We start from the raw sequence: 24,626 nt of genomic DNA, 5'->3' as shown, positions 1-24,626 counted from the left end.
CGGGCCCGGACGAGGCGGTGCGGCGGGCGCCGGCCAGGTCGCGCCCCAGGTGGGGTACGGCCGCGGGTGACGACACGTGGTGGAAGGGACCTTGGTCCCTTCCGGCCGGACCCTCGGGCGGTTAGCGTCCGACTATGATTCGCGTCTTCCTCCTCGACGACCACGAGGTGGTGCGGCGGGGCGTGGCCGCGCTCCTGTCGTCCGAGGACGACATAGAGATCGTCGGCGAGGCGGGCACGGCCCAGCAGGCCGTGGCCCGCATCCCCGCCCTCCGGCCCGACGTCGCCGTGCTGGACGTGCGGCTGCCCGACGGGAACGGCGTGGAGGTCTGCCGCGAGGTCCGTTCGAGGACGCCGGGGCTGTCGTGTCTCATGCTGACCTCGTTCGCCGACGACGACGCCCTGTTCGAGGCGGTCATGGCGGGGGCCGCGGGCTATGTGCTCAAGCAGATCCACGGGTCCGATCTGGTCGGGGCCGTGCGCACGGTGGCGGGGGGCGAGTCGCTGCTCGATCCCAAGACCACCGCGTCGATGCTGCGGCGCCTGCGCGACCAGGCGAGCAGGCACGACCCGCTGGCCGCGCTCACGAGCCAGGAGCGGCACATCCTTGAGCTGATCGGCGAGGGCATGACCAACCGGCAGATCGGCGAGCGCCTGTTCCTCGCCGAGAAGACGGTCAAGAACTACGTGTCGAACCTTCTCGCCAAGCTGGACATGCAGCGCCGCACGCAGGCGGCGGCGCTCGCCGCGCAGCTCAAGGCCGGGCGGCGGGACTGAGGGGCATGGGCCTCTAGTCGAGCGGGACGCGCCAGACGGCGCGGGTGCCGCCCTCCTCGGCGCGCTCCACCGCGAAGGTGCCGCCGAACTGCGCTGCGCGGTCGGCGAGGTTGCGCAGGCCGCTGCGGCGCCCGCCGGGAGCCGGCCCGACACCGTCGTCCTCGACCAGGAGCGTGAGCCAGCCACCGGCGGCCTCCACGCCGACGTCGGCCTTGGAGGCGCGGGCGTGCCGCACGACGTTGGACAAGGTCTCGCGCAGGACGGCCAGCAGCTGCTCGGCGAGCTCGGACGGCACCTTGTTGTCGACGGGGCCCTCCATGCGCAGGCCCGGCATGAAGCCGAGGTGTCCTCGCGCGCCCTCGACCAGCTCGACGATCTGCCCGCGGAGACTGGGCGCCGCCGCGTCGGGAGGGGTCTGCAGGGCGAAGATCGTCGAACGGATCTGCCTGATCGTGCCGTCCAGCTCGTCGACGGCGTGCTTGAGCCGGGAGGACGCCTCGGGCTTGTCGACCAGGCGTACCGCGCCCATCAGCGTCATGGCGACCGCGAAGAGCCGCTGGATGACCACGTCGTGCAGGTCCTTGGCGATGCGGTCGCGGTCCTCCAGCAGGCCGAGCCGCTCGGCGTCCTCGCGCGCCTCGGCCAGCTCCAGGGCGATGGACGCCTGCCCGGCGAAGGAGTGCAGCATGCGCACGTGGGACTGGCTGAACGGGATGCGGCCCGAGCGCTTGCCCAGCGACAGCACCCCGCGCACGGCCCCGGCCGCTCCGAGGGGCACCGCCACGGCGGGACCGACCTCCAGCTCGTCGGAGATCACCGCGGGGATCTCCGTCTCGGCGAGGTCGGTGACCACGACGGGCTCGCCGAGGGTGAACGCCCGTCCGGACAGCGAGTCGCCGACCACGACCTCCACCGCCGTGACCTCGTCGGCGGCCACCCCGTCGGCGATCATCACGCGGAGCTTCTCGCCTCCCGCCGAGGGAAGGAGCACGACCGCGACGTCGGCGCCGGACATCTCGCGCGCCCGCCTGGCCATCAGCGTCAGCACCTCGTGGGAGTCGGCGCCGGACAGCAGGCTGGTGGTCACCTCGGAGGACGCCTGGAGCCATGCCTCGCGCCGCCGGGTCTCCTCGTACATCCTGGCGTTCTCGATGGCGACGCCGGCCGCCGTGGCCAGGGCGATGACGATGGCCTCGTCCTCCTCCTCGAAGTCGCCGCCGCCGCGCTTCTCGGTGAGGTAGAGGTTGCCGAAGACCTCCTCGCGCACCCGGATCGGCACGCCGAGGAACGAGCCCATCGGCGGATGGCCGGGCGGGAAGCCGTACGACTCGGGATGCTCGGCGATGTGGTGCAGCCGCAGCGGGCGCGGTTCCTTGATCAGCAGGCCGAGGAGCCCGAGCCCGTGGGGCCAGTGCTCGATGCGGGCGATCTCCTCCTCGGACAGCCCGACGGGGACGAACTGCACCAGGGTGTTGCCCTCGCCGATCAGTCCGACGGCGCCGTAGGTGGCGTCCACGAGCGTGGTGGCGGTCTCCACGATGCGGCGCAGGACCGTCTCCAGGTCGAGGTCGCTGCCCACAGAGACGACCGCGTCGAGCAGGGCGTGGACCCGGTCGCGTGTCGCCAGCACGGTTTCCAGCCTGACCTGCAGTTCCGACAGCAGCTCGTCGAGCCGCATGTGCGGCATCAGCGAGCGCGGTTGGACGTCCGCCATACAGGAAGTCTCCCACACGGCGCCCCACCCGAATCCGTACGAACGGCCAGGTCAGGACATTTACGCAAAGATCGGGCACCACTTGACCAGCGCCCTGCCACCCCAGCACCCGCCGATGCCCCGCGCGCCCGCCGGCCGGCGGCCGTGGGGCTCGGCGCGGAGCGGCGTCATGGGACTCAGCGCGGAGTGGCGGCGGCCGGGGGCCCGGGGTGCGGGCGGCGCGGCCGTACGATCGCGACCGGGCAGCGCGCGTGGTGCAGGACGCCGTGGGCCACCGAGCCCGTGAAGCCGCGGCCGAACGCGCCGTGCGCCCCGGAGCCGACCACGACCAGGTCGGCCTCCCGCGAGGCGTCCGACAGCGCGGGAACCGCGTGCCCCCGGACGGCCGAGCCGACCATCCGCACGTCGGGATAGCGCTCCTGCCAGGGGTCCAGGCGGCGCCGGACCTCGCGCGCCTCCTCCTCCGCCGCCGTACGCACCCCGCCCGCGTAGGCGGTCGCGTCCGGCGCGAACGGCGGCGCCGACCAGGCGTACAGGACCTGCACCCGCGCTCCCCGCAGCCTGGCCTGCCGCAGGGCGTACTCCATGGCGGCCTGGGACGCCTCCGACCCGTCGAAGCCGACGACGATCTCGCCGTTCCGGGTGGGGGCGGAGCGGCGCACCACCACCACCGGGCCCTCCGCGTGCCCGGCGACCGACCTGCCGACCGATCCGAGCACCAGGCCCGTGAGGCCGCCGAGCCCCTTGCTGCCGAGGATCAGCTCGTCGGCGTACTCCGACTCCGTGGTGAGCCTCTCGGACACCGCCCCGGTGACCAGCGCGGAACTCACCTCGACGCCCGGCGTGTGGTCGTGCACCCACTCGACGGCCGACCGCAGCGCGCCCGTCCAGTAGGCGGGAAGCGAGCTCTGCGAGCGGGGCGCCGCCTTGAACGGGAAGTCGTACGACCACGGCTCCCAGACGTGCACGATCCTCAGCCGCGCTCCACTGCGCATCGCGTCGTCGGCGGCCCACTCCACCGCGGCCGCCGCCGACGGGGAACCGTCGATCCCGACGACGATCTGTCCAGTCATCGCCCGCTCCTCCCCCACGACCCCGACACCGGCCCGCCGGGACGGGCCTCGTGTCCTGCTTCCACCTTCACACGACGCCGGGAAGCACCGGACCGGGGGGTCTGTGCGGCGGGCACGGCGAGACGGCGCTCAGAGGTACAGGGGCGGCACGGTGGCGAGGTCGTCGGTCTCGTAGCACATGTGGTCGTCCACCTCGATGACGCCGTCGATCGCCTGCACCGCCTCGACCGCCTGCGCGATCTGCGAGCGCCGCGCGACCGTCCCCCGCAGCGACACCAGGCCGTGGTCGACCATGACCGAGAGCGTGTCGGGGTCGACGGAGGCGCGCCAGAGGGCGTCGTCGACGTCGGCGCGAACGTCCGAGGGCGGGCGTACGAAGATCTTGAGCAGGTCGGACTGGTGGACGGTACCGACGATCTTGCCGTTGGCGTCGATCACGGGCAGCTGCCTGATCCGGTGGTCGTGCATGATCCGGGCCGCCTCCCTGACCGGCGTCCGCTCGGTCACGGTGATCGCGGGGGTCGTCATGACCTGGGCGGCCGTGCTCCCCGCGGCCTTGGCGTGCTCCCTGCGCTGCCGGTGACCCTCGAACACCCCTCCCCCGCGCGGCGTGTCGATCTCCCTGAGCAGCAGGTCGTGCGCGGACACCACTCCCACCGGCCGCCGGTCGGGGTCGATCACCGCGACGGCACCGACCTTGAAGCGGCGCATCGTCTCGACGAGGTCCGCGAACGACGTGTTCAGCTCGACCGCGATGGCCACCTTGCCCATGACGTCCCCGACATTCATGATCATGGCTGCCTCCCTGACTTCCCGCCCTGGTTCGAGCATCCCGCTCGTCCCCTCGGCCCCGTCAGCGCCGAAGGTCCCGGGCGGCGGGGACCTTGGACTCAGCCGAACTCGGCCGTCGCCGCCTGTTCCGGGTGCCCGCACGCCGACGCCCCCGCCGCGCGAGGTGATCGCGGCGAGGGCGTGAAGGAGGCGGGGCGGGAGAGGGCTAGGCCCACGGGCGGAAGACCGCGCGCACGCACCCGTCCTTCTTGGTCTTGAACATGTCGTATCCCCTCGGCCCGTCGTCGAGCGACATCGTGTGCGTCGCGAGGTGGGCCGTCCTCAGCTCGCCCTTGGACATCAGGTCCAGGAGCTTCGGGATGTAGTGCTGCCCGTGCTGCTGCGCCCCCCGGAACGTAAGCCCCTTGTTCATCAGGGCGCCGAGCGGGAACCTGTCGACCATCCCGGCGAAGACGCCGAGGACGAACACCGAGCCGCCCGTGCGGCAGGCGTGGATGGCCTCCCGCACGGCGATGGGACGGTCCTGTTCGAGCCGGAGCCGCTGCCTGGCCTTGTCGTAGACCTTCTGCGGGCCCGCGCTGTCCGCCTCCATGCCGACCGCCTCGATGCAGACGTCCGGACCTCTGCCGCCGGTGCGCTCACGCAGTTCGGCGATGACGTCCGTGCGGGTGTAGTCGATGGTCTCGGCCCCTATGTGGCGCTCGGTCATCGTGAGGCGTTCGGGGTAGCGGTCGATCGCGATGACCCGGTCGGCCCCGAGGAGGATCGCCGCCCGCGCCGCCATCTGGCCCACGCCGCCGCACCCCCAGACCGCGACCACGTCACCCGGGCGCACCCCGCCGAGATCGGCGCCCATCCAGCCGGTGGGCGCCGCGTCCGAGGCGAACAGGGCGTTGAGGTCGTCCACTCCGTCGGGCACGGAGAACGCGCCGTAGTCGATGAAGGGGACGCGCGCGTACTCGGCGTGGCTGCCCTTGAAGCCGCCCATGGCGTGGGAGTAGCCGAAGATGCCGGCCGTAGACCCGCCCCACATCATGTCCGTGATGCCCGGCTTGGGGTTGCTGTTCTCGCACAGGGACCACATGTCGTGCTCGCAGTGCCAGCACCGCCCGCAGCCGATGACCGAGCACACCACCACCCGGTCGCCCACCCTGTGCCTGCGAACCTCGGAGCCGACCTCGACGACCTCGCCGAGGAACTCGTGGCCGATGACGTCCCCGGCGCGCATGGCCGGGATGTAGCCGCCGAGAAGGTGCAGGTCGGAGCCGCAGGTGGTGGTCAGCCGTACCTTGACGATCGCGTCCTGGGCGTTGAGGATCCGAGGGTCGGGCACGCGCTCCACCGACAGATCGTTGATGCCCTGCCAGGTGAGTGCCTTCACAGCCGTCCCTCCCCGCCCGCGCGCTGCGCGGCGAGATCCGCAAGCCTTCCAGTGGGGGTGGGCCGCGTCGTCGGCGGCTCGTCGGGCCGCAGCACCTCCCCGGTCTCGATCAGGCACTTGGACTCCCGCAGAGCCCTCCGTACCGCCTGGCGCGGGTCCTCCCCGGCGAGGCGCGCCATGACCTCGTCGACGCCCGTGGGCGCCGGCGTGACCGGCCGCGCTCCGAGCTCGGTGCCGCGGTCGCCGGGAGCCTCCCTGACCTGCACCTCGATCGTCTCGCCCAGCCGCGCCAGCGGTTCGGGCAGGCGCCCGTCCGGCACCACCTCCTCGGGCCGGCGGTTGATGGTGACCATCAGCCACCGGCTCGCCTCCCGCCGTGCCCTGGCCTTGGTCTGGCGCGACGTGAGCCAGCGCATCACGCCCAGGCCGGCGCCCCCGAGCATCATCGCGCCCAAAACAGCACGTTTCATGCCCCTATCCCCCTTGATGGACAACTGCTGGGATGGCTACCCATCCCCGCCCACGCCTCCCTCCAATGGGGGGCACTTGAGAAGGAGTTGACGCGCGCCTGACCCCGGTGCCGGGGGTCCGGCTCACCAGTACATGATCGCCGTCTGTCCCGACCCCCTCGCCGAGTACAGCCGCACGCGCGCGACGTAGCGGCGGCCCTTGACCAGGTGCGCGGTGACGGAGGAGTTGTGCGGCCGCCCGGAGTCGTCGTCGGCCGCCACGTAGCGCGGCTCCCCGTCGATCTCCTCGAACAGCCCGAGCACGGTGTCGCTCTGGCCGAACGTCGCCACCGTGTAGTCCCGGGTGCCCTCCGGCACGATCAGGTAGTCGGCCTGCTCACCGGAGGACAGGCCGAGCGGGACGGAGGTGAACGGGGACAGCAGCGACGGCCCCGCCGGTTTCGTCGGCGGGTACCACTGGCGGGCGAACTCCGCGTCCAGCACCGAGATCGTGCCCGGCGGGAACACCCCGTGCCGGTACTGCTCGGGTTCGAGGATGAGCCCGGGCCCGAAGGTGTACTCCATGATCGACGACGCGTCCCAGACCGAGCCGGTCACCTCCGACTGGTCCAGCTTGCGGATCACGTTGTTGAAGGTCTTCTCCCGCGACCAGCCGTTCGGAGGGGCGCCGAAGTCCCGGTAGACCGCCTCCTCGTCCCAGACGATGCCGGCGAACGGGCTCTGGTGCTCGTGCGGCATGCCGATGACGTGGCCGATCTCGTGCAGCGCCGTGGTGTGCCCGTAGGGGGTGGTGAGCGGCCAGCCGTAGTTGACCGTGCGGGCGTCGGTGGCGATGCTCAGCGCGTCGCGCCCGAGGTAGGCCCAGGATCCGTCGCCCCGCATGAAGCCGATGCGCACCTCGGCCTCCGTCCGGTCGTCCACCTCGGCGAACTCCAGCCCGATGCCGAGGTCCTTCCAGGCCCGGAAGCTCTCGCGGACGACGTCCTGCTGGTCCTTGCCGCCCACCCAGGACACGAAGCCGGACGTGCCGTCCGCGGCCGTCACGGTGGATCCGTCGGTCTCGCGGTCGAAGAAGTAGTAGTGCAGCACCGTGCCGTTCAGCCACTTCAGCCGGCCCAGGATGAGGGCTTCGAGCCGGGTGCCGGCGAGCCCGGCGGCGTGGACGGGGGTGGATTGCGGGGGCAGAGAGCAGTATTCGCGGCGCTCGCTGTATGTGGTCATGGGACGCCTCCTGTCCGGTGTCCCCACCAGGCTCAGGACAAGGGCCTCACCCGCGCATGAGTCACCCCCTACCTAAGTCGGGATTCGGCGGCTCAGGCGGCGCCGATGGCCGTGAACGACCAGCCGGTCGCCTGGTGCAGCGGGTCGCGCGGCAGCGCGCGCCTGGCGTCGCGAAGGGCCTCGGCCATGCCCATGCCGGCGCGCAGCCCCTCGTGCAGGGAGACCATCAGCGGCACCGCCGCCTGGTCGCTGACCGGCACCAGGCTGGCCACGATGCCGGCGGTGCCGAGCGGCAGCAGCGCCGCCGCCAGCCCGAGCAGCTCGTCGGCGCCCACCGGCTCCATCACCCCGGAGTCGCAGCTCGGCAGGACGATACGGTACGGGGCCCGGTGCAGCCGCTCGACGTCGTGGACGGTGAGCTCGCCGTCGTCCATGCGGAGCGAGGAGAACATGGGGCTGTCCGCGCGGAAGGTGCCGTGCGCGGCGATGTGCGCGAGCAGGCTGCCGTCGATGGCCTTCAGGACCGCGGGGGCGGTGGCGGTGCCGCCCTCCAGCACGGTGGCCTCGCCGTACCGGCTCGCCAGGGACGGCACCTCGGCGCCGAAGGTCGCAAGGCCGGGGCCGCGCACGAGCACGATGTCCGCGCCGAGCGGCGGCGGCACGTCATCGGCGCGCAGCCACGCGCCCGCGGACGGCGAGACGCCGAGCACCCGGTCGCGCAGGGCGGGCAGCGCCGCCCAGGGCACCCCGTGCAGCCGTCCCGGGGGCACCATCACCACCGGGCCGTTCCCGAGATGGGCGAGGGCCGGGCCGAGCAGCATCTCCTGCAGGCGGCGAGCGCCCGACTCAAGGAGGCCGAGCCGCTCCGCCGCCCGCTCGTCCGCCCGCCGGCCGGCCGGCCCCCCGCCGTCCCGCCGCGCCGTCCTCTCGTACGCGAGCCTGCGCAGCGCGGCGCGGAGGTGGTCGATCTCGATGGCGGCGTCGGCGGTGCGGCCGGCCTGGAACCGGCGCACCCTCCCCCTGCCGCACAGCAGCACGTGGACGTCACCGCCGACGTCCACGATCTCGACGAGCAGCCGGTCGCCTAGGCGGTCGAGAAGGGCCCCGGCGTCGAAGGGGCGGCCGTTGATCGTGCCCTCGCTGCGCGCCCGGAGCGTGCGCGCGCGGATGGCCTTCTCCAGCCGCCGCTGCTCGCGCTCCAGGGCGGGGGCGGGCGTGCCCTGGGACCGTGCGGACTCAAGGCGGCTGGTGATCTCGCGGAAGGCGCTCACCTCGCGGAGCAGCTCCTGGTCGTCCGGCGGCCGGGTCGGCGGCACCGCCAGCGCGGTGGCCCGCCAGCGCTCGCTCCAGACCAGCAGGCCCCGGGCGTTGCCCGGCCGCAGGCTCACGCGCTGGGCGAGCGCCGCGAGCTCGGCTCCCTGCGCCGTCGCGCGTGCCCGCAGCTCCGAGGCGCCGAGCGCCAGCCGGTGCTCATCGAGCACGTCGAGCCCCCGGCGGCAGGCGTGGAGCACGCCCCTCCTGCCCCGGCCCGCGGCCATCGCGCGCAGCGCCTCGGCCAGCCACCCGTCGGCCCGCGCGAGCGCGGGGCCCCGGTGACGGCCGAGCGCGGCGGCGGCCAGATGGCGGTCGGCGTCCTGCGGCCAGCCGAGCGCGAGCGCCACCCGTCCCGCGAGCAGGGAGGCCTGCACCGTGTCGGGGGATCCCAGCTCGGACAGGCGGGTGGCCACGGCGGCGATGTCACGTACGAGCCGACCGGAGATCCTGCCGGTGGCGACGCGCGACCGGAACAGCACCAGGCGCGCGTGGGCCTCCCCCCACTCGCGCCGCTGGCCGGCGAACAGCCGCAGCGCGGCCCAGGCGCGCGCGACGGCGGTGTCGGGGTCGCCCGCCGCCATGGCGGCCCGGGCGGCGATCAGAAGCAGCTCGGCCTTCATGGTGCTCTGCCCGCGCGTGCGCTCCAGCAGGGCCGTCGCGCCGTCGGCCTCCTGGAGCGCCTCGTCGGCGAGCCCGGCGGCGAGCAGCACGTCGCACCGGTCGATGTTCAGGCCGAACGCCGGCGTGCCGAGGGCCTCGAAACGCCTGGCCGCCTCGTCGAAATAGCGCAGGGCGGTGGGCAGGTCGCCGGAGCGGAACGCCGCCCCGCCGCGGTTCCACACCGCCACGCTGCGGTCGTGGTCCTGGTGGGTGCGGTCCCACAGCCGCTCGGCGGCGACGAAGTCCCTGTCGGCCTGCTCGGTGGACCCGAAGGCCAGGTGGACGAGCCCGCGCAGCGTGAGCGCCCGGGCGGTCCAGATGGTGTCATCGGCGTCGCGCAGCACGGGGACGGCCCGGCGGAGGTCGTCGAGCGCCTCGCGGTGCCGCCCGAGTATCCACAGGACGCGGCCCCTGCGGAACAACACGCGGGCCGCCGTGAGGCCGTCCCCGCGCGCCACGCCCGCGTCGAGCACGCGCAGGCCCTCGGCCGTACGGCCCGTGTAGACCACCGCGACGCCGAGGGCGGCGAGCGCGTCGGCCTCACGGTCGGCGTCGCCGCTGCGGCGGGCCAGCGAGCGCGCGCGCCTCAGGTGGCCGACCGCGAGGGTGAGATCGCCGAAGTCGCGCTCCCAGATGCCGATGACCTGGTGGGCGACGGAGGCGTCGTGCGGCGCCGGGCCGGAGGAGAGCAGGTCGCGGGCCCCGGCGAGGGCCTCGGCCGGGCGCGCGAAGACCATCGGCAGCAGGTCGAGAGGATCCGCCGCCCTTCCAGGCTTCCGCGAGCTTCCCTCACCCACGGATCGATGTTAGACGTGGGGTTTCGGGGCGTCCACAAAGTTTCGGTGTATCAGCCGGGCATCGTCCGGCTCTTACTCCGCGGCGAAGGCTGGATGACAACCCTGCGAAAAGGAGCCGTGATGGCGCTCGACCGGTTCATGGAACAGCTCGGCCAGATCTCCAGGGCGATGGGGCTCCCCCTGGTGGCGGGCCCCGAGGAGGACCCGAGGTTCCTCTACGAACGCGACCACATCCTCGTGCCGGTGGGAGAGCTCCCCGAGGTCGTCCCGGTGGTCAACGCCCGCAGGCGGTTCTCGGTGACCCCGCCACACGAGCGGGAGGCCAGGGCCGGGCTCCTGCGGATCCGGGTGACCGACCCGGACGACCCCGGCTCGCGCGACGGAGGGGTCACCAGGGCGCTGGACGCGATCAAGCTCGCGGAGACGCGGAGTGGCGGGCGGAGGATGGGGAGCCGCAACCACATCATCGCCATCACCACCGGAGGGGTGAACTCCTGCCCGTCGGACGAGCCCGCGTTCACCGAACGCGACTGGCACCCGGGGCTCACCCCGCCGTCCTCAGGCCCGGTGCCACCCGTCTCGATCGTCGTGATCGACACGGGCCTGCTGATCGACCACGACCTCCTCTACCCGTGGATGCGGAAGGTCGTGCCGACGCCGGGCGAGCCGCTCAAGCGTGGGGGCCTGCCCGCGGGGGTCCGCCCGTCCGACCCCGTGGCCGACCCCGATCCGGTCGTGAAGGAGTACGTCGGACACGGCACGTTCATCGCCGGGCTCATCGCGGCCATCGCGCCGAGGGCCGCCGTCCGGGTCTCCGGCAAGCTGATCCACGCCGGGGCCATCGACGAGCAGACATTCGGCCACGAGGTGCTTGACGCCGTCGGCGCCCAGTGGCCCGGCCTGACCGAGCTGGACGGCAGGACCAGGTGGCCGGACATCATCAGCCTGTCGGCGGGCACGTCCAACGAGGACGGGCGGCCCCTTCTCGGGCTGGAGAGGTTCATGGCCCAGCTGGCCGACCATCCCGAGACGCTCCTGGTCGCGGCGGCCGGCAACAACGGGAGCGACCACCCCTTCTGGCCCGCCGCCTACACGGCGCTCCCCGAGTACCGCGAGGCGGTGCTGTCGGTCGGTGCGCTACGCCCGGACGGCAGGTACGGCGCCTGCTTCACCGACCACGGCGAATGGGTGCAGGTGTACGCCCCCGGGGAACGGCTGGTCGGAGCGTTCCCCGGCACCCCTGAGCACCCGAGGAAGTACCGGTACCAGCACTCCACCTACGACCACTGCCGCTGGCGGCAGACCTCCGTCCACGACTTCGACTACGACTGCACCTGCGGGTTCCCCGCGCGCACCGGAGAGCTCAGCGCCTCCCTGGCCGAGGCCGCCACGCAGGACTTCACCGGCAGGGCCGAGTGGAGCGGCACGTCGTTCTCCACGCCGGCCGTCGCCGCCATGATCGCGAACTGCATGATGGAGAACCCCGGGCTCGGCTCCCGGGAGGCCGCGGTCAAGCTCCTCTCGGGTTCGGCGGCGAGGACGGCCGAGGTCCGCGGCCGTACGGTCCCCGCCCTGTGGCCGCCGCTGTGGAGCCCCGGGGAGGTGGCGCTCAACCCGCCTCGGCCCTGACCCGGCCTCCCGGCCGGCCGAGAGGCGCATCATGCCCACCGAGGGCCGTGCGCATCGTACGATGATGATCCCCGCCCCAAGGGACGTCGCCGTGGACCGTGATTCGATCGGCAGCCTCTTCCTGTCCGCGGCGGACGGCGATGCCGCCGCGTGGAAGGCGCTCGTCGAAGGGCTCGCGCCCCTGGTGTGGTCGGTCGTGCGCGCCCACGGGCTGTCGGACGCCGACGGCCACGAGGTGTTCCAGACGACGTGGCTCCGGCTCGCCCAGCACCTCGAACGCATCCGCGAGCCCGAGAAGGTCGGGTCATGGCTGGCGAGCACGGCCCGGCACGAGTGCCTGAAGGTCATCCAGGCCTCGCGCCGCGTCTCCCCCGTCGGCGATCCCGGGGTCTTCGACCGCGCCGCCGACCAGTGGACCCCCGAGGAGGCGCTGATCCACTCGGAGGAGGCCGACGCCAGGGCCGACCAGGTCAGGCAGCTCTGGCAGTCCTTCGAGCAGCTCAGCGAGGCGTGCCGGCGGCTGCTCCGCGTGCTGATGGCCTCCCCGCGCCCGCACTACCACGAGGTCTCCGCCGCGCTGGGCATCCCGGTCGGCGGCATCGGCCCGACCCGGCAGCGCTGCCTGCGGCGGCTGAGGACGCTGATGGAGCGAGGTTCCGGATGAACGGCTTCGACGACGGCGGGGACGAGGCCGACATGGGCCTGGAGGAGGCGCTGCGCCACGCGGCGGCGCTCTTCGACCCGGTGCCCTCCGATCTCGTCCAGACGGCCGTGGAGGCCTACACGCTGCGCACGATGGACGCCGAGCTCGCCGCGCTGACCTTCGACTCGCTCGCCGAGCCCGCGCCCGTGCGCGGGGGCGGGGGCGACGAGCCCCGGCTGGTGACCTTCCACGCCCTCGGGGTCACCATCGACGTGGAGGTGACCGTCATGGGGGCGATCGGCCGCGTCCTCGGCCAGGTGATCCCCGCCCAGCCGGCCGAGATCGAGGTGCGCGGCCGGCGGCCCGGCACCGTGACCGCCGACGGCATGGGCAGGTTCGTCTGCGACCGGGTGCCCTCGGGGCCTTTCAGCCTTCGCTGCCGCCTGGCGTCGGCCGTGGTCGTCACGGAGTGGATCACCATCTGATCCGGTGGCCCCTCGGCGAGGGGCCACCTGGCCGGACGTGCCCGGTGACGGACCGCCGGGGCCGGACGCGCGCCCGGTGACGGGACCGCCGGCGGCCGTGCCCCTCGACCACCATGGCGGACGCTTCTCCTATCCCTTATAGGAGTAAGAAAGTCACGACATACCGCCATACTCCGCTCACACAAGGTCACAAATGGCCGACCGGATTCGGACCGGCATCGGAGTGCACCGGCAAAACACTCGCCCCGGCATTGCCTTATCGTGTTCGCATGTAACAGCCGGGATTGGGCAGGTGACGGCCCCGGCGAATGACCGGTCGCGGCCGGCGGGCTCCACCGGGGTCCATGATTGTCCTCACCCTGCGAAATCCCCGGACAATCCGCGCCCCGCGCGGCCTTTAGATTGCGAGACCGCCGGGCGGGGAGCGTCCTTCGGCCCGAAGCGGCCGGCGGCCGAACCCGGCGGAGCTCGGCGAGTTCGCAGCGGAGGGGCAGAGATAATGGCGTAGGCTCGCCGGCCCGTCAAGTGGCGGCTACCGGCGACATTATTTTTCGGATTGGCGCGGGCGCCGACTCCCGGCATACCCGGCGCCCGGGGCACGGGAAGCTCTTGAGAAGCGGAGATCGGCCGCGGCTCGCAGGGGTTATGCGAGGAAAGGCGCGCGCGGCGGGGACGCGGCGCCGGGCCGTGGTTTTCCCGGGAACTTCACGGGCACGGCCGCCGTCGCGGCTAACACACTGGGGCGGTAAGGAATAGTGCTCATCCAGACAAATTCGCTGAAGTCAGCACTACCTCCCCCGGATGAAGGACCAGGGCACGGTCGCGCCCGGGAGGCGAGACCCCGCAGGCCAGGCGCGTGGGCCTGCGGACGGGAGGAACCGCTCTCGGGCCGCCCGAGTCACTCCGGCGGCCATTGGCCCGGTGCGAGCACGGCCGCCACAAAGGCGGTCCGCTAGAGAGATCCAGGCGGAGGATCACGTGCTCGTCGGGCGACTAATCCGGGCGCGACGGGTTAATCATTCACTGTGCCGCTTCGTACTGGGCCACGATGTGCGAGGCGATCCGGCCACGCTCGCTGACGTTCAGCCCGTGCGCCTTGGCCCAAGCCCGGATCTCCGAGCTTTTGTCGCGAGAGGGCCGCTGGGCGGCGCCCCGCTTGCGACCCTTGGCGGGGGCACCCTCGGCGCGACGGGCGCTGGAGACGAAAGGCGAAAGAGCCTCGCGCAGATTGCTGGCGTTTTTGTCGTTCAGATCGATCTCGTAGCTGGTGCCGTCAATCGCGAAGACCACGGTCTCTTTTGCTTCGCCGCCATCCAGGTCGTCGATGAGAAGCGTCTGGATCTGTGTCGCCATCTCCCACTCCTTTCACAGAGCATAGTTTGACACCTCAAGAATATACCCGGTTTCCGTCGCTTCCCACGCGGAGAACAGCGCGATGGATTGGCGGCCTCATGACGTAACTCCGCCGATTCCGGCGAACCTCCCGTTTATCGGAGCACGGAGCCGCCCGCCGCCGAACCGGCGATCACGCATCCGACCCGAAACTGGTGCCGGCACCACATCCGTGTAGGGCCGAACATAGTGCCGACTACAGGTATTCAGGGCAAGGACGGCGTTCTCGCCTCAGAAGACGGCGGCCGAATAGTGGATGAGTCACCTACAGCCCGGCAAGGCGCCGGGGCACGAAGGCCTACAGTGGCGTCCATGGGCATGGTCAAGACCGTCGGGCTGGTGCTGCATCCCCAGCGCGATTCGAAGCAGGCGATCGACACGATCGTCGAGTGGGCGCGCGACAGGGCCGTCACGGTGCTCGGCCTGCCTGACGAGGTCGGCCGCATCGACTGCAGCGCCGTGCCGGTCGACCCGGCCACCCTGGTGGACCGCGCCGACCTGCTGGTCAGCCTCGGCGGCGACGGCACGATGCTGCGCACCATGCGGCTGGTCTGCGGCCGGTCCACCCCCGTCCTCGGCGTGAACCTCGGCAAGCTCGGCTTCCTCGCCGAGATCGACGTCGACGAGCTGCCCCATGCGCTGTCGGCCATCGACAGCCACGCGTTCACCGTCGAGCCCCGCCTCGCGGTGCGGGCCACACTGCCGGGCGGCCCGACGGTCGTCGCGTTCAACGACATCGCCCTGGCCCGCATACCGGGCGACCGGCTCTCCGCGGTCGCGATCTCGGTGGACGGCCATCCCTTCGTCCGGTACGCGGCCGACGCCGTCATCGTCTCGACCGCCACGGGGTCGACCGCCTACAACTTCTCCGCGGGCGGCCCCCTGGTCTCCCCGCTGGTCGAGGCGTTCCTGGTCGTCCCCGCGGCGGCGCACTCGTCGTTCAACAGGGCCCTTGTCCTGTCGGCCGACGAGGAGGTGACGCTGGAGCTGCTCCCCACCAGCGGCCGGCTGGCCGTCGAGGTGGACGGCTCGGTGGCCGGGCGCCTGTCGTCCGGCGACCACATCACGGTGACGGCGATGCGCTCGGCCGGTCACGTCGTGCGGCTCGGCACCACCACCTTCTACGAGCGCGCCCGGCGCAAGCTCCGGGTCAGCGGCAGCGCCGAGGTCGACTGAGCCCCTCTACCGGGCCATCCTCTGTGAGGAACCTCACACGCGCACCAGCGCCCGGCGCAGGGCCGCCGCCCGGCCCGCGGCGGCCCTGCGGCTGAGCCCGGCCTCCGGGACGAACGCGTCGAAGCCGTGGAAGGCGCCCGGGTGCATGTGGAACTCCGTGGACACGCCCGCCCGGACCAGCCGCATGGCGTAGTCGGCGCACTCGTCGCGGAAGACCTCCAGCTCGCCGACCTCGATGTAGGCTGGCGGGAGCCCTGACAGGTCGGCGGCCCTCGCGGCCGCGGCGTACGGCGACACGCCCTCGGTGCCGATCGCGTCGCCCAGCAGGGCCGTCCACCCGAACACGTTCGCGTCGCGGTTCCACGCCACCGCCTCGGTGAACTCGCGGCTGGAGGGGGTGGTGCCCCGGTCGTCGAGCATCGGAGAGCTCAGGAGCTGGAACGCGACCGGCGGGCCTCCCCTGTCGCGGGCCATGAGAACGGTGCCCGCCGCGAGCCCGCCTCCCGCGCTCGACCCGCCCACGGCGACGCGCTCGGGGTCGACGCCGAGCTCCTCGGCGTTCTTGACCGCCCACACCAGACCGGCGTAGCAGTCCTCGACGGGCGCCGGATGCGGATGCTCGGGGGCCAGCCGGTACTCGACCGACACCACCGCGCAGCCCACGTCCTGGACGAAGCGCGCCATCCTCGCGTCGTCCATCTCCACCAGGCCGAGGACCATTCCCCCGCCGTGCATCCAGTACAGGCAGGGCAGCGGGCCGTGCCGCTCCTCGGGGCGGTAGAGGCGCACCCTGATGTCCGGGTCGCCGTCCGGTCCTGGCACCATCCGGTCCTCCACGGAGAGCCCGGGCGCGGCGAAGGACGGCATGGCGGCGAACGCGGCGCCCATCTGGCGGCGCAGGCCCGGCAGGTCGGCCGGTGACATGCGGGCGAAGTCGACGGGCGGGAGGAAGGCGTGCTTGAGCCCCTCGGCGAGCTCGGGGTCGATATTGGGGTGAAGCGGCATGTGGTTCACCTCGTGGGACGTGTGACGGCAGGCATGGCGAAGCGGTACACCCGAGCATGTGCCCCGGGCCGTGTCGCGCCACAACCGCGACATGGCGCCGATGACCTGCTGTTTCCCGTTCGATCAGCACCAGCAGGCTCACCCGGCCCCGCAGGCCCGACAAAAGGGCGTCCCGCTCGCGAGCCCGGTGAGCTCGGAGCGGGACGCCGGGATCCCCCCCCTCGCGGCCGTCAGGCGCGGCGGGTGAGGCGGGGCCGGGCGCGCCTCTCGGCCAGGTTCAGCAGCCCGGCCCCCGCCATGGTCACCGCTCCCACCGCGATGAGCACGGCGGGGCGGCGGGAGACCTGGTCGGCCACGCCCCGCAGCATCCCGGGGACGGACCCGGCCGCCGGTCCCGTGCGCCCCGCGGCGGCCTTCGCCGACTGCGAGGCGGCCCCGCGGAGCCTGCCCGCCATCACGGAGGCCTTCTCCCTGGCGACGACCCTGGTCTCCGCCATCTTCTGCTGGGCCCGCGCCTTCACGTCGACCTTCTGCGCCAGCGCCTCGACCGTGCGGCCGAGGTCCTCGCGGGTGCGGACGATCTCGTCACGCAGCCGGTCCTCCTCCGATACGCGCATCTCGTGCTTCCTTTCACGCGGTACCTCGGGGCGGGCCCTGAGGTGTGGCTCGGACAGTCCGGCGAGCGGGTCGCCCTTCCCGTGGCTCACCACGGGCTTGACGTACGGCTTCGGCGGCGCGCGCACCTGGGGGACGTTCAGCGACGGCCCCGCGGACTCGGGGGTGGCCGTTCCCGGCTCCTGCCGGTGCATGCCCACCTCACCGGCTTTGGGCCGGTCAGGTGCCCCGATCGGATCGGTCTCGGTCATCGGTGCGCACTCTCCTTCAGGATGTCGACGTCGGCCTTGAGGCTCTGGATGGCCTCCTCGGGAAGCGGCGGCGTGGCCTTGGACACCTGGCTCTTACCGGTCAGGGCCAGGATGGCCGCGATGATCAGCAGTGCCACCCCCACGATCAGGGCCGCGATCCACGGCGTGAGCACCTGGGCGATCAGCAGGATCACCGTCGCGACCAGCGCGCCGCCGCCGTACAGGGCGACGACCCCCGCGCCGCCGAACAGCCCCGCGCCCCGCCCGGCCCTCTTGCCCTTGCGCGTGAGCTCCAGGGTCGCCAGCCGGATCTCGTCCCGGACCAGCCGGGAGACCTCCTCGGACAGGTGCCTGATCAGCTCGGCGGTCGAGAGGGAGGCGTACGGGTTGGTCATGGCCCGGGCTTCCTTCAGGTCGGTCATGGCGTTTCCCCTTTCTTTCCCCGGCCCCGGCGGACAGCGCCGGACGGGAGCGGCTGTGAGCGGCGGAGCAGTGCGATGACCGCCCGCTCGACGCCACCGTGGGTGGCGAGCTGCCCGAAGTGCCAGGTGCGGAGGTCCTCGGCCGGTACCTCGCAGTGCGGGAATGCCGAGCATCCGGGCCGCGGCGGCCGGCACCCCGCTCACGGGTGACGCCGCGCGCCTGGAGATCCTTGGCGACGCGCGCTGGAGGCCGCGAACAGGACGGCCGCCCCTGCGGGCCGGCGGGCCTGCTCACACAGCGGGTGTGGCGGGCACACCGCCACACCCTGAGGCCGCCCCCTCACTACCTCGTGGGCATCTTCCGGGTCCCCACCGCCATGGCACCGAGGCCGAGCAGGAGGATGACGATGCCGGTGATGACGTTGTTCCAGATCGACCCGGTCGTGTGCGATCGAATGATCCATGGTGACACGATCGTCCAGACTCCCAGGATCGGTGCGATCCACGTCAGCCCGTAGGTCCGGCCGAAGGCCGACGCGAACCCAAGAGCGAGAGCGGCCAGCGCCAGTCCGGTGACCATGTTGCTCACCGAGAGCCGGGACAGCCCGTTGAACCCCACCACCCATGGCGATATCGCAAGGTAAAGCCCTGCGAGAAGCGTCAGCCCGTCGATCACCTGCGCGGCCGTGCTGGAACCAGCCCGTTCGTACTTGGCTCGCATCGCCACGATGTCGGGATGCGCTTCCAGGCCGGTCGGTCTAGTCATGACCTCACCGCCTTCCGATTTCCTTTGCGGAACGGATCAATGTCGCCATACCCGTGCGGGAAGCGAGATCACGGTGAGCTGTGCAAAATGATGGCCGATCATCCCAATTGTCCGTTATGCCCGAACCGGGCGCGACCAGGCCCAGGAGGCCCGCATCGCGCCCGGTCAGACGCCCGGTCAGGTGCCGTACACGTTGAGATCCCACAGCGAGTAGCCGTACGGCGACAGCGCCCGCTGGGTGCCGTACACGCGCACGTAGCGCCCCGTGCCGGTGACGGTGAGGTCGTCGACTCCCCCGTCGCCGCTGGTGGTGGAGAAGACCGTCGTCCACGCCGAGTTGTCGGGCGAGGTCTGCACCTGGTAGGCCCGCGCGTAGGCGGCCTCCCAGTTCAGCCTGACCCGGTTGATCGAGTGCGACGCGCCCAGGTCGACCGTGATCCACTGCGGGTCGGTGTACGCGCTGCCCCAGCGGGTCGCCGGGTCGCCGTCCACCGCGTTGGCGCCGACCAGCACATTGCCGGTCTCCACACTGGACACCGTGGTGGGACGGCCGCGCGCGAGGTCGGTGGTGCCGGTGGGAGGCGTGCTCACACCGGGACCTGTGAAGGTGTAGCTGTCGATGTCGTACAGGGCGTTGGTGCCGGTGTTGACGCCGCTGAACACGATGTACAGGTCGTGCGTGCCGTCGTCCGGCTTGGTGACGGGGGCGGTGAGCTCCACGTAGTTGTCCCAGCCCCCGGTGCCGGCCACCGCGATGCGCGCGACCTCGGGGCCGGTCGGCGAGTCGAAGCGGAACGACAGGGTGCCGCCGGCGTTGGCCGAGGAGACACGCGCCTTGATCCCGGTGATGCCCTTCAGGCTGACGGCGTGGTGCCTGACCCATTCACCGCTCTGGATGTCCCCGAGCCTCTTGCCGCCCTCGGCCGCGGCCTGGTCGACGACCTTCGGGCCGTTGAGCTGGACGTAGTGCTCGGCCTGCCACTGCTTGGGCCAGAGCGTGATCTCCTTCTCCCCCGTGAGGGCCACGGTGCCGGGCGCGCCCTTGTCGGTGTAGGAGGAGCGCATGACGAAGAACTGCACCGCGTCGAGCCCGGCGTGGATGGGGCCGGTGTTCACGGTGAACCCGCAGCCGGTGCCCTGGCCCTCCTCGTGGGCGTGCTCCTGGTGGCCGAGGGCCGCCCGTACGACGACGCTCGCGCAGGGCACGGTGCCGTCCTGGGGGTCGGTGGCGCCCGCGGTGGCGGTCAGGTCGTCGCCCCAGCTGTAGGTGCCGCCCGCGGGAAGGCCGGACAGCGACAGGGTCGGGCGGTTGTTGCCGACGACGACGGGGATCAGCGTCGTGCCGGTGCGGCCCGTGCCGTCGTTGACGGTCAGCCGTGCCCGCTTGTCGCCGTTCGTGGTGTAGGTGAAGGAGGGGTTGGCGGCCGTCGAGTCCGTGGCCCCGTTGTTGTCGAAGTCCCAGGCGTAGGTGAGCGGGTCGCCGTCGGGGTCGGAGCTGCCGGCGCTGGAGAAGGCCACCGTGAGCGGGGTCAGGCCGTTGTCCTTGTCGGACGAGGCCACGGCGACCGGCGAGCGGCCGCCCTGGACGTAGTTGATCTTGTAGAGGCCGGCGTCCGCCGCACCCGAGAAGTAGCCGCTGCCGTACTCGAGCAGGTACAGCGAGCCGTCCGGGCCGAACTCCATGTCGATCGGGTGGACGAGGTTCATGCCCGCGAGGACCGGCTCGATGACGGTCGGGGTCCCCGTCGAGGGGTTGCCGTTGTTGAACTGGACTTCCTTGATCCAGTTACGGCAGTACTCGGAGATCAGCCACTTGTTGTCGTAGTAGGCGGGCCACTTGTTGGGCGAGTTGAGGCCCGCGTTGTAGTGGTAGACCTCGGTGTGGTTGGGCGCGCCGCAGCCCCCGGGGTTGTCCAGGGCCGGCCATTCCTTGCTGCCGCCGTGCTGCTCCCAGACCAGGGCTGGCTTGGTCGGCGGAAGCTGCTGCAGGCCCGTGTTGCGCGGCGAGTTGTTCACCGGCCCCGCCGATCCCCCGCAGGGGAACCAGCCTCGGGGGGCGTTGGCCGCGAAGTCCCAGTCGTTGTAGGCGACGTTCGGGCCTCCGCAGTACGGCCAGCCGTAGTTACCGGGGCCGGTGGCGCGGTTGAACTCGTCGTAGGCCGCGGGGCCGCGGTTGGCGATGGTGGCTCCGGCGTCCGGCCCGACCTCGCCCCAGTAGAGGGTGTTGGCCGCCTGCTTGTCGACCCAGATGCGGTAGGGGTTGCGGGTGCCCATGATGTAGATCTCGGGCCGGGTCTGCGCCGTGCCGGCGGGGAACAGGTTGCCCGCCGGCACGGTGTAGGTGCCGTTGCTCTCCGGGTGGATCCGGTTGATCTTGCCGCGGAGGTCGTTGGTGTTGCCCGCCGTGCGCTGGGCGTCGTACTGGGGGCTGCGGCCGGTCCGCTCGTCGATCGGCGCCATGCCGGCCGAGTCGCCCCCGGAGTTGGTGTTGTCGCCGACGGCGAAGTACAGGTTGTTGTTCGAGTCCCACGTCATCGACCCCGCCGAGTGGCAGCAGAGGTCGCGCTCGGTCGGCCACTCGATGATCATGTCCTCGCTCGCCGGGTCGAGGACGTTGGTCGAGGTGTTGAAGGTGAACCGGGAGATCCGGTTGACCAGTGGGGTCACCTTCGGCGAGTAGAACAGGAACACCCAGTGGTTGGTGGCGAACTGGGGATGCGGGGTGATGCCGATGAGCCCGTCCTCGAACCGGGCGTCGAGCTGGAGCGTCAGGGCGACCGTGGTGGCCTTGGTCGCCGGGTTGTACAGGCGCACCTGGCCACCGCCGGAGGTCGAGCCCCGGTTGATGTAAAGGACCTTGCCGTCGGGCAGCACCGACAGCTCGATGGGCTCGCCCATCGACAGCCCGCCGTCCAGCTTCACCTTCTCGAAGCCGCTCGCCGGGGGCGGGGCCAGGGCGGCTGAGGACGACAGGGATGACGAGGGTAAGGAAAGGGTCTTGGGGGTCGAGGCGGAGGCGGTGGTGGTGCCCGCCACTCCCGCCGTGGCGGTGGCGGCGAGGGCGAGCACCACGGCGCCGGCGAGCTTTCGAAGGCGCGCTGAAGATGGCACGAAGACTCCAGGGGGTGTGAAGGCCGGGGGGTTTCTGCCGCTCAGCTGCCGTAGACGTTGAGGTCCCAGAGGGAGTAGCCCCACTGGGTGGCCCGCTGGGTTCCGTAGATCCGCACGTAGCGGCCCGAGCCGGCGACCGCCACGTCGTCGGTGCCGCCGTCCCCTGTGGTGGTGGAGTAGACCGTCGACCACGTGGCGTTGTCGGGCGAGGTCTGGATCTGGTACGCCTTGCCGTAGGCGGTCTCCCAGGTGAGCTTGACGCGGTTCAGCGTGCGCGTGGCGCCGAGGTCCACCGTGATCCACTGGGGGTCGGAGTAGGCGCTGCCCCACCGGGTGGCGGCGTTGCCGTCGACGGCGTTGGCGCCGGCGTGCGGGCTGCCGGGCTCCACGCTGGAGACCGTGGTCGGACGGCCCCGTGCCAGGTCGGTCACGGCCACAGTGTCCTGCTTGATCCGGATGTTGCGGTAGTTGATGTCCGCGCCGGCCCCGTCGTTCTGCACGCCGATGTACCCGTTCGAGATGGCGCGGGTGCTCGTGTAGTCGTTGATCTTGACGCCGTTGAGGTAGATCTCGACGCGCTGGCCGTGCACGGCGATCTCGTAGGTGTTCCACGAGCCGGGCGGGTTGAGCGCCGCGGCCCTCAGCGCCGAGTCGGGCGCCTTGAAGCTGTAGACGCTGCCCGTCGTGCGGGTCGGGTCGGCGTCGGTGGCGTCGATCTGGATCTCGTGCCCCGCGTCGACCGGCTTCCACGGGTCGCCCTGCGGGTCGGGGAAGCCGATGAACACGCCGCCGTTGTCGTCGCCCGGCATCATCCAGTCGAGCTTGAGCGAGTAGTTGCTGAACGTGCTGACCGGGTACCAGAGCAGGCCCATGCCGCCGAAGGAGGTGAGGGTGCCGTTCGCCAGGGTGAAGCCGCCGGGGCCCGCCTGCCGCCACCTGGAGAAGGTCGTCTGGGTGCCGTCGAACAGCGCGGTGTAGCCGGTCTCCGGCCGGCAGTCGGCCGGCTTGGCGCCCGCCGCGACCTGGATGCCGCCGAGCAGCATCGTCGTGAAGGCCGGGTCGGCGTAGGACTCCTCGGTGTGCCCGAGGCCGGTGTACCAGGACCTGCCGCCGCCGTAGTTCTGGCACCAGGTGATGGGGTGGTCGCCCATGGTGCCGCCCGAGTAGGAGGTCTCGTCGAGACTCGCCAGCACCTTGACGTTCGCGCGGGGGTTCGACCGGTAGTTGTACCACTCGTCGGTGCGGGTCCAGGTCGGCGCCAGGTGCGAGGTGGAGACGTTGGACCTGTCCTCCACGCGCACCGTGGCCTGCTGGGTCGCGGGGTGGGAGCTGAACCACGCGCCCACCAGGCCGCCGTACCAGGGCCAGTCGTACTCGGTGTCGGCGGCGGCGTGGACGCCGACGTAGCCGCCGCCGGCCGCGATGTAGGACTGGAACGCGGTCTGCTGGGCGGCGTTCAGGACGTCGCCGGTGGTCGAGAGCCAGACCACGGCCTGGTACTGCGCGAGGTTGGCCGTGGTGAACGCCGCGGCGTCCTCCGTCGCGACCACGGTGAACCCGTTGGCGGTGCCGAGCCGCTGGATCGCCGCGATGCCGTTCGGGATGGACGTGTGCCGGAAGCCGGCCGTCTTGGAGAAGACGAGGATCTTGGTGAGGGGCGCGGCCGACGCCGCGACGGGGACGGACAGGATGCCCGTCAGCGCGACGGCCAGCGCGAGTGCGGCCCGCAGGAGCAGGCGGGGCAGGCGTGCCCGGAGGGGCCAGGGGGATCTGGGCGAGGGGGTGGGCGGATGCACGTCCATGACGGATTCCTTCGCGATGGGGAGGAGCGCGCCGCCGCACCTGTGCGGAAAGTCGAACGGTTTGCCACGTAACTTTCGCCGCTGTCGACGAAACTTTGGCATGTCCGGACGGAAGCGTCAAGCGTGCCGACACGCCCTCGACACGTCGAATCCGGCTAGACATCGGATCATTTAACAATGTGGACACATCCGATGTCACTAGTCCCTGACGGAGCTTGTCGATGTGATCGTTTTACTCGATGAATCCGCAGGTAGGAGAGCCAGCGCCGCCCCGCTTCAGTTCCGGTACGGAAATGAGGCTGGATGGACACCTCTTGACGCCCCAAGACATCCAATGTTAACTGCGCCTGACAGTCCTGAGGCGGTAGCGGTGCGATGGCTTTCGTGCCGGATGGCCATCGCCACTCGCCTCGGGTCCGTGTTGCCGGAGAGGGGCCCGAGGGCCGAGCGAGACCGGTCGCCGATCACCGGTCTCGCCGGCCAGGGTCCCTCTCCTCGCACTCTTCCGGTATCTCGGCGACGAAGGGAGATCGGCGTCACGATGTGCCCGCGAATGGATTTCCCGGCTTGAACACGATGGCGGCCCCCGCGCGGAGATGGGCCGCCCGCGTACGCGAACGGCCCATCAGCGTGAAGGCGTTTACATCTCTCCGGGTTACATCGCTCCAGGGAGATTTCCGTAATATCCGGCGAGCCTCGCCCGGTACCCGGCGTCCTTGTAGGATTTCTGGTCGAACTCCGGGGCGTTCTTGATTTCCTGCTTCGTGCGGGCGACATAGACCTTGCGGTCCGGCTGGTTGATCTGGGTGACGACGAGGGCGGGGAGGACGACCTTCTTCCCGAAGATCCACGGCCCGGTGTCGACGACGATGTAGCTCTCGCCCACCACGTTGCTGGCCTCGTCGACCGACCCGATCTTGCCGTCCACGGCCTCGACGTCGAAGCCGACGATGTCCATGGTCTGGTCGTGGCCGTATACGTCCGGCCGGTATGTCCACAGGTTGTCACTGATCATGCTTGCGCTCTCCCTCTTCGCTGGTTCACCGAACGCCGTACGCCCACCCGCGGAATCACCGATTCGGTGGGCGAAGGCACGGCTTCCGCTCCGCAATACTGTCGGTACCCGGGCAT

At 71.6% G+C, this 24,626-nt stretch carries 20 protein-coding genes; 5 read left to right on the top strand and 15 right to left on the bottom strand.

The features are described from left to right. The first annotated feature begins 134 nt into the window (after positions 1–134). Positions 135–776, top strand: a complete 642-nt coding sequence (locus OG589_RS08150; RefSeq protein WP_405147579.1) for a response regulator — start codon at positions 135–137, stop codon at positions 774–776. Between the two features lie 13 nt (positions 777–789). Here OG589_RS08150 and OG589_RS08145 read toward each other — a convergent pair whose 3' ends face one another. From OG589_RS08145 to OG589_RS08115, 7 genes are all read right to left on the bottom strand, one after another. Beyond that, on the bottom strand, positions 790–2,490 hold the full coding sequence (locus tag OG589_RS08145) for a GAF domain-containing protein (protein WP_405147577.1): 1,701 nt from the start codon (positions 2,488–2,490) through the stop codon (positions 790–792). Positions 2,491–2,666: 176 nt separating this feature from the next. Continuing rightward, entirely contained in the window at positions 2,667–3,563 is an 897-nt protein-coding gene (locus tag OG589_RS08140) for a universal stress protein (RefSeq protein ID WP_405147576.1), read from the bottom strand. Between the two features lie 129 nt (positions 3,564–3,692). Beyond that, the gene (locus tag OG589_RS08135) at positions 3,693–4,358 is read right to left on the bottom strand and encodes a CBS domain-containing protein (RefSeq protein WP_405147575.1); all 666 of its coding nucleotides are present in this window, start codon (positions 4,356–4,358) and stop codon (positions 3,693–3,695) included. A 202-nt stretch (positions 4,359–4,560) separates the two neighbouring features. Further along, positions 4,561–5,736 (bottom strand): zinc-dependent alcohol dehydrogenase, encoded by a 1,176-nt coding sequence (locus OG589_RS08130; RefSeq protein ID WP_405147573.1) that lies wholly within the window; start codon positions 5,734–5,736, stop codon positions 4,561–4,563. Continuing rightward, positions 5,733–6,206, bottom strand: a complete 474-nt coding sequence (locus OG589_RS08125) for a hypothetical protein (protein WP_405147571.1) — start codon at positions 6,204–6,206, stop codon at positions 5,733–5,735. The genes OG589_RS08130 and OG589_RS08125 overlap by 4 nt, the downstream gene beginning before the upstream one ends. Positions 6,207–6,329: 123 nt before the next feature. Beyond that, positions 6,330–7,427, bottom strand: a complete 1,098-nt coding sequence (locus OG589_RS08120) for a hypothetical protein (RefSeq protein ID WP_405147570.1) — start codon at positions 7,425–7,427, stop codon at positions 6,330–6,332. A gap of 92 nt (positions 7,428–7,519) precedes the next feature. Beyond that, positions 7,520–10,198: a CHAT domain-containing protein gene (locus OG589_RS08115; protein ID WP_405147568.1), complete on the bottom strand. Its 2,679-nt coding sequence runs from the start codon at positions 10,196–10,198 to the stop codon at positions 7,520–7,522. A gap of 120 nt (positions 10,199–10,318) precedes the next feature. Here OG589_RS08115 and OG589_RS08110 point away from each other — a divergent pair, with 120 nt between their 5' ends. From OG589_RS08110 to OG589_RS08100, 3 genes are all read left to right on the top strand, one after another. After that, entirely contained in the window at positions 10,319–11,827 is a 1,509-nt protein-coding gene (locus OG589_RS08110; RefSeq protein WP_405147566.1) for a S8/S53 family peptidase, read from the top strand. Positions 11,828–11,918: 91 nt separating this feature from the next. After that, positions 11,919–12,491 (top strand): RNA polymerase sigma factor, encoded by a 573-nt coding sequence (locus OG589_RS08105; protein ID WP_405147565.1) that lies wholly within the window; start codon positions 11,919–11,921, stop codon positions 12,489–12,491. Further along, positions 12,488–12,955 carry a hypothetical protein gene (locus tag OG589_RS08100; protein WP_405147563.1) on the top strand — a complete coding sequence of 156 codons (468 nt, stop codon included), beginning with the start codon at positions 12,488–12,490 and terminating at the stop codon, positions 12,953–12,955. The genes OG589_RS08105 and OG589_RS08100 overlap by 4 nt, the downstream gene beginning before the upstream one ends. 1,020 nt (positions 12,956–13,975) lie before the next feature. On the opposite strand, the gene OG589_RS08095 is transcribed toward OG589_RS08100, so the two are convergent. Further along, positions 13,976–14,308, bottom strand: a complete 333-nt coding sequence (locus OG589_RS08095; RefSeq protein WP_405147562.1) for an Lsr2 family protein — start codon at positions 14,306–14,308, stop codon at positions 13,976–13,978. A 351-nt stretch (positions 14,309–14,659) separates the two neighbouring features. Here OG589_RS08095 and OG589_RS08090 point away from each other — a divergent pair, with 351 nt between their 5' ends. Beyond that, a complete protein-coding gene (locus OG589_RS08090) occupies positions 14,660–15,523 on the top strand; it encodes an NAD(+)/NADH kinase (RefSeq protein ID WP_405147560.1) in 864 nt (287 codons plus the stop codon). Positions 15,524–15,556: 33 nt separating this feature from the next. On the opposite strand, the gene OG589_RS08085 is transcribed toward OG589_RS08090, so the two are convergent. From OG589_RS08085 to OG589_RS08055, 7 genes are all read right to left on the bottom strand, one after another. Then, complete coding sequence (locus tag OG589_RS08085) at positions 15,557–16,528, bottom strand: alpha/beta hydrolase (RefSeq protein WP_405147559.1); 972 nt, start codon at positions 16,526–16,528, stop codon at positions 15,557–15,559. A 230-nt stretch (positions 16,529–16,758) separates the two neighbouring features. Then, positions 16,759–17,394, bottom strand: coding sequence for a DUF3618 domain-containing protein (locus OG589_RS08080; RefSeq protein ID WP_405147558.1), 636 nt, complete (start codon positions 17,392–17,394; stop codon positions 16,759–16,761). Further along, the gene (locus tag OG589_RS08075; RefSeq protein WP_405147556.1) at positions 17,391–17,816 is read right to left on the bottom strand and encodes a phage holin family protein; all 426 of its coding nucleotides are present in this window, start codon (positions 17,814–17,816) and stop codon (positions 17,391–17,393) included. Before OG589_RS08075 ends, OG589_RS08080 begins: the two co-directional genes overlap by 4 nt. 343 nt (positions 17,817–18,159) lie before the next feature. Then, on the bottom strand, positions 18,160–18,582 hold the full coding sequence (locus OG589_RS08070) for an SPW repeat protein (protein WP_405147555.1): 423 nt from the start codon (positions 18,580–18,582) through the stop codon (positions 18,160–18,162). A 177-nt stretch (positions 18,583–18,759) separates the two neighbouring features. After that, the gene (locus tag OG589_RS08065; protein WP_405147553.1) at positions 18,760–21,693 is read right to left on the bottom strand and encodes a carbohydrate-binding protein; all 2,934 of its coding nucleotides are present in this window, start codon (positions 21,691–21,693) and stop codon (positions 18,760–18,762) included. A gap of 41 nt (positions 21,694–21,734) precedes the next feature. After that, the gene (locus tag OG589_RS08060; protein WP_405147552.1) at positions 21,735–23,495 is read right to left on the bottom strand and encodes a ThuA domain-containing protein; all 1,761 of its coding nucleotides are present in this window, start codon (positions 23,493–23,495) and stop codon (positions 21,735–21,737) included. Between the two features lie 655 nt (positions 23,496–24,150). Then, on the bottom strand, positions 24,151–24,510 hold the full coding sequence (locus OG589_RS08055; RefSeq protein WP_405147551.1) for a PRC-barrel domain-containing protein: 360 nt from the start codon (positions 24,508–24,510) through the stop codon (positions 24,151–24,153). Between the last annotated feature and the right edge of the window lie 116 nt (positions 24,511–24,626).

Source organism: Sphaerisporangium sp. NBC_01403, assembly GCF_045040145.1.
In the GTDB taxonomy this organism is placed as follows: Bacteria; Actinomycetota; Actinomycetes; order Streptosporangiales; family Streptosporangiaceae; genus Sphaerisporangium; species Sphaerisporangium viridialbum.
Note: the sequence above shows the minus strand (reverse complement) of the source record. Positions and strands in the feature narration are given on the sequence as shown.